The organism is Sphingorhabdus sp. (genome assembly GCF_044239005.1).
Lineage (GTDB): Bacteria > Pseudomonadota > Alphaproteobacteria > Sphingomonadales > Sphingomonadaceae > Sphingorhabdus_B.
In genome coordinates, this window is sequence record NZ_JBIICH010000056.1 from 1 (window position 1) to 13,116 (window position 13,116).

Below are 13,116 nucleotides of genomic sequence, written 5' to 3' on the forward strand. Positions count from 1 at the left end.
CCGACTTCAGCGGCCTGCGCTATCGCCTCGCGGGTGTACAGGACACCCAAATTTTCGCCGTCATCATCAATGACTCGTACTTTTTCAGCTGTGATGAGATTATTGTAGCGCGGACCACTTTTAACAGGTGGGGTCATTGCGCGCCGGGTCGGCGGGGTGGCGATAGTCGATACTCCTTTTGATGATCTGCTGCGCCATTACAGCCAAATCGCTAACAGATAAAGGCCTTAGCGCCGGATTATCCGCTTTTGTTCGTGACAGTGGCTCTCGAGACACGACCAAGCGCCCAAAGGCTCCTGATCTGATCTATTTTGTCAGCGCCGTCAGGTCATCGACCGTCAATATCTGCGGCAGTATCTGCGCCTCTCCCTTCGGCGGGAAGTACAGATATAATGGCACGCCGGAGCGCCCATATTTTGCGAGATAGCGGGTAATGTCCGGGTCTCTGCGCGTATAGTCGCCCACCATCACGGTCATACCCGCCTTGCGGAATGCGTCATTGGTCTCCGTCCGGTCGATTGCCGCCTGTTCATTGACCTTACAAGTGACGCACCAGTCAGCGGTGAAATAGAGGAACACCGGCTTGCCCTCGGTGCGCAGAGTGTTCAGGCGGGCTTCGTTAAAACCTATGCTGCCGGCCTTAGACACCGTACCCGCAGGCTGTATCGTCACTTTGCCGATTATCAGTGCGGCGGCGATAGCTATTCCGAACAAAGCTATCACAACCAATTTATAGGGCGACCCCTCTTTCTGTTTCCGGCCAAGCTCATACAACCGCACGAGGATCATGAGCGCCGCCGCGCCGCCGATCATCAAACCGGTGAACCCAGCCAGTTGATATGTCAGCCACAGCAATGCCAGCGATGTCAGCGCCATGGGCAGTGCCATCCACTGGCGGAACCGCACCATCCATGGCCCGGGTCGCGGCATCCGCTTGCGTAAGGCAGGGATGAACGCAATCGCGAGGAAGGGGAGGGCGAGACCAAATCCAAGCCCGGCAAAAATCAGCAATGCCAAACCGGTCGGCAGCAAAAGCGCAGCGCCCATTGCGGCGGCCATGAACGGCCCAGTGCACGGTGTCGCGACGATTGCGGCAAGCACGCCGGTCCAGAACGATCCGGCAAGGCCGCCTTGCCGCGTGAGCTTTTCGCCCGCACCAATGCCCCCAACCTCAAACATGCCGGCCAGATTGGCGGTGACCGCGACCATCAGCAACAAAAGGATCAGCACGACCGCAGGGTCCTGCAACTGAAATGCCCAGCCCACTTCTTCACCGGCAGCGCGCAAGGCCAGCATGATGCCGCCGAGGATGAGGCAGCTGACAATGATACCGACTGTGTAGGCCACCGCATCGCGGCGGGCTTCGCCTTCATCGCCACCCATTTTGGCAAGGCTCAGCGCCTTCAGCCCCAATATGGGAAAGACGCAGGGCATGAGATTCAGCAGCAAGCCACCAAGCACAGAGAATGCCAATATCCACCCAAAGCCAAGCGGCGGTTGTTTTTGATCGGCAGGCGCACCTTCGCCCAAAACAGACACCGCATCGCCGCCCGATGGCACCGCGCCCGGCACCGCGCGCACTTCAAGCCCTTGCGCGTCATTGAAGCGTAAAAGGCCATCAATTTGGCCGTCAAAGCCTACTTTCACTTCGCCGCTGACCACCAGCCAGTCGCCGACACGCCGCGCGCTTTGCGGGGCTGCATAGCGGAATAGTTTGTCAGTCTGCGCGAAGAACCAGACGCGTTCTGCCTTCGCGCTGCGCGGATAAGGGATGGCGATATCAATGCGCTTGCCGTCAATTTGGTAGAGCGCCGAACGGTCAAGCGGCACGGGCAGGGCGCTGCGCCATGCGTCAAAGCGCGCGCGGTTAGCATTGGATATGGTACCCGACCCGATTGTCATGGGCACGGTCAGCGTCGCGGCCTCCGGAACGCAAACCAAGTCCGAACAGGCCGACCAGCGGGCATCCACTTTGACGTTCAGGCTTTGGCCCGGCTGTGCGCCTTTGGGTATTTTGATATCCACCAGAAAGGCATGCTTTGCCTTGTAGATATGATTCATAAACCCGCTGACGATCAGCGTCTCGGGTACCGGTGCACGCACCGGTCCGGCTGTCACACCATTTGGCAATTGCCATGCGAGCTCAAGCGGTGTGCCTGCATCGCCGGGGTTTACCCAATAATCATGCCAGCCGGTCTTGGGGTCCATGACAATGGCGACCGTCACAACATCGCCGGGCGCGGGGCGATTGGTTTCGATATCTATCGATGCGCGCACATTTTGCGGCGATGCGTTGGCGGGCGTCTGTGCATATGTGCCGCCAAAGGCCAAAGTTAGCGCCAGCAGAAACAAGCAGAGTGTGCGCAGCAGACGCAGTGGTCGCGGGGCCAATGCCAACGTGCCAATATTCTGCGTGTGTAGAACAGCCATCTTATTCCGGTGCCGTTTGTAAGGGGGACGCATTCATTGTCGGCATCGCCTTCGCCTTTTTCCAGCTACCGTTCAGATAATAAGCGATCGATAACACACAAGAGGCGATGGATGTCGCGATGAAGGCAGCCCAAATGGCGTCCGCGCCAAATCGGTCATATAATCCAAAGCCAATAGTGAAGCGGACGATGACGGCGCTGAATATCAGGATGAGCAAAGGCGCGACCACGGCGCCATTTGCCCGCACCGCAAAGGTCACAACGACCGAAACACCCATCAATATGAAGCTCCAGCCAATGATATGGTTGATGTGGATGGCGATATCGATCGCTGGACTGCCGATGGGCAGGAACAACTGAAGCAACGGTGTTGCGAACAAGGTCATCAGCAAAATCAGCACGCCCGACATCAGCAAGTTAATGCCGATACCCGACCAAACGATGCGGCCAACGCGTTCCCATTTGTTCGCCCCAATATTTTGCGCAACCATAGCGCTGACTGCCCCACCCACAGCCACGGCGGGCATTTGCACATAGCTCCACAGCTGGTTCATCACACCAAAGGCCGCAGTGGTGTCGACGCCCTCAATATTGACGAGGCCAATCATCACGACGGCAGAACCCGACATGATAATCATCGACAAGCCCATGGGCAGACCCATACGCGCTATTGGTTTTAGAAAGCGGGCGTCAGGGCGCAACCATGTGAGCTCAGCCCCGCGGAGGCGAATGGTCAGGTCAAGCGCATAGACCTTGCGCAGCAGCAGGCCAAGGCTGATGATCCCGGCAACGATTGTCGCCAAAGCGGACCCGGCGATACCCATTGCGGGAATTGGACCAAAGCCAAGAATGAAGACCGGATTGAGGATGATGTCGAGCACGACATTCAAGACCGTATTCCAAAATGGCGTGACGGAATCACCGACGCCGCGCAGCGATGATGAGATCAGCACCATGACAAATGACGTTGGCATCGTCAGGAAAATCACGCGCAGATAGGCAAGCGCGAGCGGATAGACCGCCTCAGGCGTCGACATGAGCCGCAGCATGTGCGGCGCAAAAATCCAGCCTGCCGCTGCGAACAATAAGCCCGCGGCGAAAAAGACGGTGATTGCGGTTCCCATGATCCGGCGCACAGACTCAATATCGCGGCGGCCCATATTTTGGCCGATCAATATCGTTGTCGCCATGGTGAAACCGAACAGGGTGGAGAACATCAAGAACATGATGAGCCCAGCGTTCGCCGACGCCGCCAGCGCCTCTTCGCCCAAAAACTTTCCGATCCAAACCGAATTGACCGAATTGTTTATCGACTGGAGGATGTTCACGCCAAGCGAAGGCAGCGCAAACAGGAACAATGTTTTGGCAACCGGACCAACCGTCAGGTCGCGTTGATGCGCGGGTGCGCTGCTCACCCCAGTCGTGCCAATGCCGCCGTCAGCCGCTCGGCCTCGGCAGCCTTTTCTGCGTGATCGGCGCGTGCCTTTTCCACGGCTTCGGGCTTTGCCTTTTCAACAAAGGATGCGTTGGACAGACGCCCTGCAAGCGCATCACGTTCCTTGGCCGCAGCTTCGATGGCTTTGGTGATGCGGCTGCGTTCGGCATCGAGATCGATAATGCCGTCGAGGGCATAGACGACCGTATCACCACCAACCACGATCTGCGCGATATTGTTGGTTTCGACAGGCGCAAAAGCAAAGCTGTCAATGCGGCCCAAACGCGATAGCGCCGCGGCCTGCCGTTCGATGATTGCGATCGTCGATGGCTGTGGGTCGGCGATATTCGCGGTCAAACGTGCGCCGGGCGGAATGTTCAGCTCTGCCTTAAACGAACGTGTCTTGCTGATCGTGTCAATTACCCAGTCGATTTCACGAACGGCGTCTGCGTCAACCGTTGCGTTCGGCTCGGGCCATTTGGCATGGATGATGTCATAGGGGCGATCACCCAAGGCGTGCCACAATTCTTCGGTGATGAACGGCATGAACGGATGCAGCATGACCAATATTTGGTCGAGCACCCAGCCCGCGACGACCATGGATTCAGCATCCATCTCGCCCTTTTCGCCGTCAACAAAAGCAGGCTTGATAAGTTCGAGATACCAATCGCAGAACTGGTCAAAGACCATGTGATAAATCACATCGGCCATGCCGTCGAAACGGAATTCGGCGAAGGCCTTGTTCAGCTTTTCAACGGTGCCAACCACCTCGCCGATAATCCAACGGTTCACCGCGAGTTCGGCTTTGGGGGCGTGGATGCTGTGCGATCCGCTGATGCCGTTGGACTGGGCAAAGCGTGCCGCATTCCAAAGCTTAGTCGCAAAATTGCGATAGCCGGCGACGCGGCTTTCATCCATTTTGATGTCGCGGCCCTGGCTTTCCATGGCGGCCATGAAGAAGCGCAACGCATCGGCACCATATTGGTCAATCAGGCCGAGCGGATCGACGGTATTGCCCTTGGACTTGGACATTTTGCTGCCGTCTGCGGCGCGGACGAGTCCGTGCAGATAGAGCGTCTTCCACGGCACTTCTTTCATGAAGTGAATGCCCTGCATCGCCATGCGCGCGTCCCAGAAGAACAATATGTCGAAACCGGACACAAGCACGTCATTGGGATAATGGCGGTCCAGCTTTGTGGTCTGGTCAGGCCAACCCAATGTGCCAAATGGCCAAAGTGCGGATGAGAACCATGTGTCGAGCACGTCCGGATCGCGCGTCAATTCAACGTCTGTGCCCGCAAGCGCTTGCGCCGCTTCTTCGGTCTCTGCGACAAAGCATTTGCCATCCGCATCAAACCACGCAGGGATCTGGTGCCCCCACCATAATTGGCGGGACACGCACCATGGCTGGATATTTTCCATCCAGTTGAAATATGTTTTTTCCCAAGATTTCGGGACAATATCAATTGCGCCCGAACGCACCGCTTCGATTGCGGGCTTGGCCAATGTTTCTGCGTCGACATACCATTGGTCGGTCAGCCATGGTTCAATCACTTGGCTCGAACGGTCGCCAAAGGGTGTTTGAATGACGCGGTCTTCAACCTTTTCGAGCAAGCCCAAAGCGTCCATCGCCTCGACCACCATCTTGCGCGCATTGGTTGGCTCGCCTTCGATGCCGAAGCGATATTGGCCGATATATTCTGGCGGAATGAGACCATCCGACGTTTGCACAACGCGGCCTTCGCCATCGAGCATGTTGAACATCTCGCTGGCTTTGAATCCGGCGCGCTTGCCAACTTCAAAGTCATTGAAATCATGCCCCGGCGTTACCTTGACTGCGCCCGAACCCAATTCTGGATCGGCATGTTCGTCGGCGACAATCGGTATCAAGCGGCCGGTGATCGGCAGGCGGACATTTTTGCCTACCAGATGCGCATAACGTTCATCCGAGGGATTTACGGCCACCGCCATATCGGCGAGCATCGTTTCGGGCCGCGTCGTCGCGACGGAGATAAATCCGCTGCCATCTTCGAGCGGATATTTGAAGTGCCAGAACTTGCCATTGATTTCGCGCGTTTCCACCTCAAGGTCGGAAATCGCGGTTTTCAGGCCGGGGTCCCAATTGACGAGGCGCTTGTCGCGGTACAGCAGGCCTTGATTGTAGAGTTCAACGAACACTTTGATGACGGCTTTTGAAAAGCCCTCATCCATTGTGAAGCGTTCATTTTCCCAATCCATCGAGCAGCCAAGCCGGCGCAGCTGGCCGGTAATTTCGCCGCCGCTTTCCTCTTTCCATTCCCACACCTTGGCAATGAATTCGTCGCGTGTGAAATCGGTGCGCTTTTGCTGGCGCGCGTTTAATTGCCGTTCGACCACCATTTGCGTGGCGATGCCCGCATGGTCGGTTCCCACCACCCACAGTGCATCCTTGCCCTGCAAACGCGCATGGCGGATGAGGATGTCCTGCAACGTGTTGTCGAGCGCGTGGCCAATGTGCAGCGAACCCGTCACATTTGGCGGAGGGTTCACGATTGTATAGGGCTCTGCATCGGGGCGTTCGGGACGGAACGCGCCAGTGGATTCCCAATGGGCGTACCATTTTGCTTCAATTGCGGCGGGGTCGAAAGTCTTGTCGATAGTCATAGGTTCGTGCCTTAACGAGCCTTACCGGAAAGGGAAACCCTCACCACACGACATGTGCTTCAACAGCCCATAAAAAGCGCTGCTTCAGTTACTTCGCGCCCTTCAAATGCTTCGCCAGCCATGCGAACACAGTTTGGTGCCACTGGATCGAATTTTTTGGTTTCAGCACCCAATGGTTTTCATCGGGGAATATCAACAGCTTCGATTCCACACCCTGCTGCTGCAATGCGGTGAAGGCGGCCAGGCTTTGCGAATAGGGAATGCGATAATCCTTCTCGCCATGGATGACCAAAGTCGGTGTTTTCCATTTGGCGACATGGTTCACAGGGTTCCATTTTTCGGCATCGGTCCGCGTTGTCCATGGCCCGCCATTATCCCATTGGTCGAACCATAATTCTTCGGTTTCATAGGCCATCGCGCGCAGGTCGAAAATGCCCGCATGATTGACGAGGCATTTGAAACGGTCGGGCCAGTTGCCCGAAATCCAGTTCATCATGTAACCGCCGTAAGATCCGCCAAGTGCGCAGGCGTTTGCAGTATCAAGCTGCGTGTCGATTTTGCCAACGGCGTCCATGCCCTTTTGCAAATCTTCAAGCGGCCATCCGCCCCAGTTTTTGTTGATGCTGTCGGTGAATTTCTGACCATAGCCCGTCGACCCGTGAAAATCGATGGTGACAACGGCATAGCCTTGCGATGCCATGACCGCCGGGTTCCAACGGTAGGACCAGCTGTTGTTAAACGTTCCCTGTGGTCCGCCATGCACGAGCAACAATACCGGCAGCTTGCCCGTCGCATTTTGCGGCTTTACGATTTGGCCAAATACCTGTTCGCCATTGGCGCCGGCAAAATTGAATTTCTGGTAATTGACGGGATCGAGCGTTGCCAAAGCGTCCGCATTTACGTTTGTGAGCCGCGTGGTTTTGCCCTTGGCATCCATATGCACAAGGTCCGATGGCCCCGTGATGCTATTGATGGCGTAAACGACACCGCCATTTTTCAAAGGAACGGCTTCGGCGATGCTACCGCGGTCGGTCAATCGCGTGACTTTGCCTTTCAGGTCGACCCGATACAGCGGCGTTTCCAGCACATCTTGCGCAGTCACCAGCAAGCTTCGGCTATCCAAAGCCCATGCGAGCGACGCCACCGAACGGTCCCACTTTTCGGTCAGCGCGGTAACCTTGCCGCTCTTCATATCCATAAGCTTTACGACCAGCCTGTCTGCCTCGTAGGTCGCGCGCGACATCGACGTCCATGCCATCCATTTGCCATCGGGCGACATGGCGGGTGTCGTATCCGTCCCGGCATTGTCGGCGGTCAGGTTGACCGGATCCTTCGACTTGAGCGACGCGCCGTAAATATCGAGATTGGTCGATTTGGCTTCAATTTTGTCTGCCAACCGGAGCGTGTAAACAAGGCCGCTGCTGTCGGCGTTCCAGCTGATCTCTTCGCCGCCGCCAAAGGGTTTGGACGGGGCATCACCAACAAGGGTACCGTCCATCGCTGCGCCCGACGTGCCAAGCTTGCCATCTGCGCCGAGCATGAAGGTGAACACGCGGCTGTAATTGCCCGGCGTTTCCCATTGGTCCCAATGGCGCACCATCAGCTGGTCATATTCGCGACCGGTGCCAGGGCCGGGCTTTGACGTGTCGCCGTCTTCTTCACAGCCAAATTCCATGCAATCACGGGCGATATCGCCCCAGACAGCAAATTTCTGTCCATCAGGGGAGATTTTGAACCCGCTGACATCGGCCTTGAAATTGCTCGCTTGCGTGGTTGTCGCTGTCGCAATGTCGTAGCGCCAAATCTGGTCAGATCCGCTTTCATTGCTGATGTAAAAAATGCTTTTGCCATCGGGGGCAAAGGCGGGGTCATGCTCATTCTTGTCAGGTTTTGATGCGAACATCATTGGCTGCGGTTTGGCACCGATTTTGAGCATATAGAGGTCGGTCTTGCCCTTGTTCGCGGCCAAATCGGTCTCGCGCAGCTGGTAAGCGATCATTGTCCCGTCGGGCGATGCCGTTGCACCCGAAAGGCGCTTCATTGTCACAAGGTCGGTTTCCGTCATCGGGCGCGCAAACGCAGCGGAGGAAAGGGCGGAAGTGCCGATGATTGCGGCAAGCAGGATGGTTTTTCTCATAGCCACACGCTAGTCAGCGCAAGGCAGGCAGGCAAGAAAATTACAGGCGGAAATCTCAAAATTGGGGTTGGGTTTTTGCAAAGCCGCCGCCCCGCCAGTTGCGTTTTATGCAATCATATTGTCTACTAAATAACTTGAGTTTAAATTTTTTGCCGGTAGGGGGAGCGCAACAACGAAAACATAAAAGGATGCCTTCCACGGGACGACCCGGCCATTTGGCTGTGCGGCAAGTAGAAGGAATGAAATATGCAGAAATTGGCTAGCTTTGTTGGCGCCATCGCGCTCAGCAGCCTGCTTTTCTCGGTCACAATGGTATAATTGGCGTCTGAGAAAACAGCTTTTCAAATAAGCAACGGATGGGCGGGTACTTCCCCGCCCTTTTGTTTGTCCAAAATCGCCAGGCTGCGAAAATTAGCGGACCAGTTTGCCGTCTTTCATGACGTGGGTCAGATTTTCCAGCACGCGGATGTCCTGAAGCGGATCGCCCTTAACGGCCACCAGATCGGCAAAACGCCCCGGCTGCACACTTCCCAGCGTTTCTTCTTTGCCCAACAGCTCCGCCGCGCGGATGGTCGCGCTTTGGAGGGCCTGCAGCGGGGTCATGCCATAGCGGACCATATACGCAAATTGCTTGGCATTATCGCCATGCGGATACACGCCGCTGTCGGTTCCATAAGCAATCTTCACGCCCATCTTCACCGCTTTGGTAAAGCCGGCGCGCTGGATATCGGTCGTCTCGCGGTTCTTCCGCAAATATTCTTCGGGCCATTTTTCGCGGGTGCCGACATCGTCAATATAATCACCATTATAGATGTCCATGACCAGCCATGTGCCGCTGGCCTTGGCCATTTTGAGCGCCTCGTCATCGATCAGACTGGCATGTTCGATGGACCGCACGCCCGCGCGGATGGCGCTTTTGATCCCGACCGCGCCGTGTGCATGCGCCGTCACAAATTTGCCCCGCGCCTTGGCGGTCGTGACCACGGCGCGCAGTTGATCTTCGGTCAATTCCGGCTCGCCGGGCTCGGTCCCAATGGCGAGCACCGCGCCCGTGGCGATGGTTTTGATGAAATCAGCGCCTTGGTCTATTAAGAACGCGGTTTTCGCGGCGGCTTCGTCGGCTGTGCTTGCAACACCCAGGCGCATGTCGGCCGGAAGCTGCTCGTTCGGAACGACACCGTTGAGCTCGCCGCCGCCCTTCGGGATCGTAATATAGGCGCCAGCGACAAACATGCGTGAACCAGGAACGCTGCCGGCATTGATGGCATCGCGCAACGCAACATCGGTTAGCCCGCGATAGGTGCCGACATCACGCACGGTGGTAAAACCGGCCTCAAGCGTGAGTCGCGCATTATGGGCGCCAATCAACGCGGTTGCCGCAGGCGACGTTTTCAGCGGAAGGGCTAAATCTGCGCTTTGACTCGCGTCGGCCAGATGGGTGTGCAAATCGATTAAACCGGGCAGGACAGTATATGCCGACCAATCAAGCCGTTCGCTGCCCGCTGGCGTCGCGCCACAAGAGGCGACCGCGGTGATCTTGTCCGCAGCGACGCTAATGCATTGCCCTGTCAGGACTTGGCCGGCCTGAACATCCAACAGCCTGCCCGTTTCAATATAGAGATTTTGCGCAAATGAAGCCGTTGGCGAAACCGCCAACGCCGCCGCGAGTGTCAACGCCGCGCGCATCAACCCTTTTTCGTGATGCGGGTGATTTCCCGCTCAACCATCGCTTCGACGATTGGCGGCAAATGGGTGTCGAGCCAATCCTTCAGCATGGGGCGCAGCAATTCGCGTGTCAGACCCTCAAGCGAGGTTTCCCCTGACCGAACGATTTGCGGCGCTACGCCGGGTTCGGAGAGGGTTTGCAACGCTGAAAAGCTATGACGCAGGTTTTGCGCTTTGCTATCGTCGAGCAAGCGATCTTCAGCAATCGCATTTTCAGCGGCTGTCGTAAGCTCGAGGACTTCTTCCTCTTCGCGTGCAGCAGACTTGGCGCGTTTGGTCGCAGGGCGGCTGCGGTCGTCATCGGCGATAATACGTTTAATCGACGACAATATTTCGTCCATTGACGGTTCGCTGCGATTATCTGCCATAAAATTTGTCCCGCTGCGTTGGATTAGCGCGATTTTCCGTCTGTAGAAATCGGTTCTATTTCTGCTTTTTGCGCCTGCGTGTCAACGGTGCGGGTCGATTTGGCGACGGGGTCAGGCTGCGATGACCAGTCGTTCCAAGCGCCATCAACCTTCTGATAGTCAGCGACGGGATCATATAAAGTTCCGCTTTCGAGACCCAAATCACGTGCCTCTGCCTTGCCCATGGCGGCAAGCAAACTGAAGCCAGCGACATAGGCATTGCGGCGTGCTGCAACGAGTTGAACCTTGCTGTTTAACAATTCCTGCTCGGCATTCAAAATGTCGAGGATTGTGCGGTTGCCGACGCTGTTCTCGGCACGCGTGCCTTCTAACGACAGCTCATTTGCCGACACCGCACGTTCCGACGCGGCGATGACGTCAAGCGCAGCTTTCCAGCTGGCGAAGGACGCCCGTGTCTGTGCAATCGCTTCGCGCTCAGCCGCGATTTCCAGTTCCTGTGCCTGACCAAGGCGCGCCTGCGCCTGACGGATTTGCGCTGCAGGTTGGCCACCTTGATATAATGGCAAAGTCGCGCGAACGCCCGCTTGTGCATTCAGCGAACTATTGTCCGCCTGAAACCCGGGTATATTCGACGATATGGAACGCAGGGCATTGCTGTACGATGGCGACGTAAATACGCTGATCGTAGGAAGGCGCGATGCATTGGCCGCACGGCGGTCAAACCGCGCCGCTTCACGCGACTCGCGTGCCGCAATAAGGTCGGGGTTGTTTTCCAAGGCGACGCTTACGGCACTGTCGGGCGTGGCGGGCAAATTGGGCAGCGGCGGTGGCGCCTGCAATTCTCCGGGCTCGCGGCCGACAAGTTGGATGTAGATTTCTTTTGAACGAATGAGATTGGCGCGCGCCGTTTCCAAATTGCTCGTTGCCAGCGCCAGACGTGCTTCGGACTGGGCAACATCGGTTCGGGTAAGGTCACCGATTTCGAACCGGTCGCGTGTGGCGTCCAGATTGACGGTGAGCACACCCACTTGCGCGCGGTTCAGGTCGACAATCGATTCGTCGCGGATGACGTCCATATATGCGCCAACAACCGCCGAGAAAATGGCGCTTTCGGTACCACGCAGATTGGCAAGCCCTGCCTCGACGCGATTTTCAGCGGCGCGTACGGCGTTTCTAATGCCACCACCGGCATAAAGCGGCGCGGAAATGGTTCCGCTGATGCTGACGCCCCGCGCTTGAACAACCGACGCGCCGCTGTCCTGAAGCACGTTTTCAACATAGGTTGGCTGAACTGTGATGTCAGGGCGGCCATTGGCCTTAGCCAGCGGCACCGCCTCATTCGTCGCGCGCTGCCCGGCGCGCGCTGCGGTCAGGTTTGGGTTGGTTTCATAAGCCGAGACCAGCGCATCGCGGAGGGTATCCGCCATCGCCGGTGCCGAACATGCTGCCGATGTGAGCAACGCGACAGTGAAGAAAAGGCGCGCGTTCAAAACACAAACTCCGGCTTGCGGGCAAATGCGGGTAAAGGCGCGATCTCGCTATCGGCGATTGATTTCAAAGCAACGTTCCCGTTCTGCACATATCCTTTTGCGAGGCGCGTAACGGCGCCTTCGACAATGCCAGTGGCCAACCGCGCACCATCTGCGGCGAGCGAAAAGAGCGCATCTGGCAGTTCTGCAGCGGCGCCATCGACAATGATGCAGGCATAAGGTGCGTTGGCGGTGGCTGCGCCGAGATTGTCCGCGGCTGTCGTGGTCAAATGTCCGGTGCGGGTTTTCAATATCGCAGCGACATATCCATTGGGCTGGCCAATGAGCAGAACATTGTCATCCGCCTGCACGTCAGCAGCCTGCAACAACAACGCAGTTGAAATCGGCGGATTTAAGTTCTCGCCATTTTCCAGCTCAATCGACCGGTCCATATAGGCCGTCATCTGGTGCGAAACGGGGACATAATCCTCGCGCGCGATGCTGCCCATTGCGGCAAGCACCCAGCTTTCAGTTACACCGCTTGGTCGCAGCTGGCTGTCCACCATTGAACGCCGCATATCTTCAAATTTACCTGATTCCATCGGAATATTTCCATTAATCTGCTGGCCATGTGGCACAACTGTATTGCAAACACAATACAGCCTTTCATTTCGGTTCTAGCTATCCGAACCCGTCCCGCCAAGCGGGATTCAGACAAACGGCCTATTTCAGGATGCAAATAGCAACTTTTTCCATGGCTTGTGGCGCACATGGCACAGCATGCCAGATTGCCGGTTGCAATGAATTCTGCAAGCCGCTAAGTGCCCGCCTTCACCACATGGCGGCATTGCTGATTAGGCAGGTTGTTGTTTAGGGGCCCGATGGCGGAGTGGTGACGCAGAGGACTGCA

At 56.7% G+C, this 13,116-nt stretch carries 8 protein-coding genes and 1 pseudogene; all 9 read right to left on the bottom strand.

Translation table 11 applies throughout. The annotated features are described in order from the left end of the window. Positions 1-137 (bottom strand): annotated as a pseudogene (locus ACILQA_RS06000) (translation initiation factor IF-3); the annotation flags it as partial. A 169-nt stretch (positions 138-306) separates the two neighbouring features. After that, positions 307-2,430, bottom strand: coding sequence for a protein-disulfide reductase DsbD family protein (locus tag ACILQA_RS06005; protein ID WP_395628884.1), 2,124 nt, complete (start codon positions 2,428-2,430; stop codon positions 307-309). Between the two features lies 1 nt (position 2,431). Beyond that, on the bottom strand, positions 2,432-3,844 hold the full coding sequence (locus ACILQA_RS06010) for an MATE family efflux transporter (protein WP_395628885.1): 1,413 nt from the start codon (positions 3,842-3,844) through the stop codon (positions 2,432-2,434). Then, positions 3,841-6,507, bottom strand: coding sequence for a valine--tRNA ligase (locus tag ACILQA_RS06015; RefSeq protein WP_395628886.1), 2,667 nt, complete (start codon positions 6,505-6,507; stop codon positions 3,841-3,843). Before ACILQA_RS06015 ends, ACILQA_RS06010 begins: the two co-directional genes overlap by 4 nt. Positions 6,508-6,595: 88 nt before the next feature. Next, positions 6,596-8,644 (bottom strand): alpha/beta fold hydrolase, encoded by a 2,049-nt coding sequence (locus ACILQA_RS06020; RefSeq protein WP_395628887.1) that lies wholly within the window; start codon positions 8,642-8,644, stop codon positions 6,596-6,598. A 411-nt stretch (positions 8,645-9,055) separates the two neighbouring features. Beyond that, complete coding sequence (locus ACILQA_RS06025; protein WP_395628888.1) at positions 9,056-10,330, bottom strand: amidohydrolase family protein; 1,275 nt, start codon at positions 10,328-10,330, stop codon at positions 9,056-9,058. Further along, the gene (locus ACILQA_RS06030) at positions 10,330-10,737 is read right to left on the bottom strand and encodes a DUF2497 domain-containing protein (RefSeq protein WP_395628889.1); all 408 of its coding nucleotides are present in this window, start codon (positions 10,735-10,737) and stop codon (positions 10,330-10,332) included. The genes ACILQA_RS06025 and ACILQA_RS06030 overlap by 1 nt, the downstream gene beginning before the upstream one ends. A 23-nt stretch (positions 10,738-10,760) precedes the next feature. Then, positions 10,761-12,227, bottom strand: a complete 1,467-nt coding sequence (locus ACILQA_RS06035; protein WP_395628890.1) for a TolC family outer membrane protein — start codon at positions 12,225-12,227, stop codon at positions 10,761-10,763. Then, positions 12,224-12,808 carry a protein-L-isoaspartate O-methyltransferase gene (locus tag ACILQA_RS06040; RefSeq protein ID WP_395628891.1) on the bottom strand — a complete coding sequence of 195 codons (585 nt, stop codon included), beginning with the start codon at positions 12,806-12,808 and terminating at the stop codon, positions 12,224-12,226. The genes ACILQA_RS06035 and ACILQA_RS06040 overlap by 4 nt, the downstream gene beginning before the upstream one ends. Between the last annotated feature and the right edge of the window lie 308 nt (positions 12,809-13,116).

Bases quoted from the DNA above. Each gene is read 5' to 3' on its own strand.
- ACILQA_RS06025 (WP_395628888.1), bottom strand. From the start codon at position 10,330: ATGCGCGCGGCGTTGACACTCGCGGCGGCGTTGGCGGTTTCGCCAACG.
- ACILQA_RS06015 (WP_395628886.1), bottom strand. From the start codon at position 6,507: ATGACTATCGACAAGACTTTCGACCCCGCCGCAATTGAAGCAAAATGG.
- ACILQA_RS06005 (WP_395628884.1), bottom strand. From the start codon at position 2,430: ATGGCTGTTCTACACACGCAGAATATTGGCACGTTGGCATTGGCCCCG.
- ACILQA_RS06040 (WP_395628891.1), bottom strand. From the start codon at position 12,808: ATGGAATCAGGTAAATTTGAAGATATGCGGCGTTCAATGGTGGACAGC.
- ACILQA_RS06030 (WP_395628889.1), bottom strand. From the start codon at position 10,737: ATGGCAGATAATCGCAGCGAACCGTCAATGGACGAAATATTGTCGTCG.
- ACILQA_RS06020 (WP_395628887.1), bottom strand. From the start codon at position 8,644: ATGAGAAAAACCATCCTGCTTGCCGCAATCATCGGCACTTCCGCCCTT.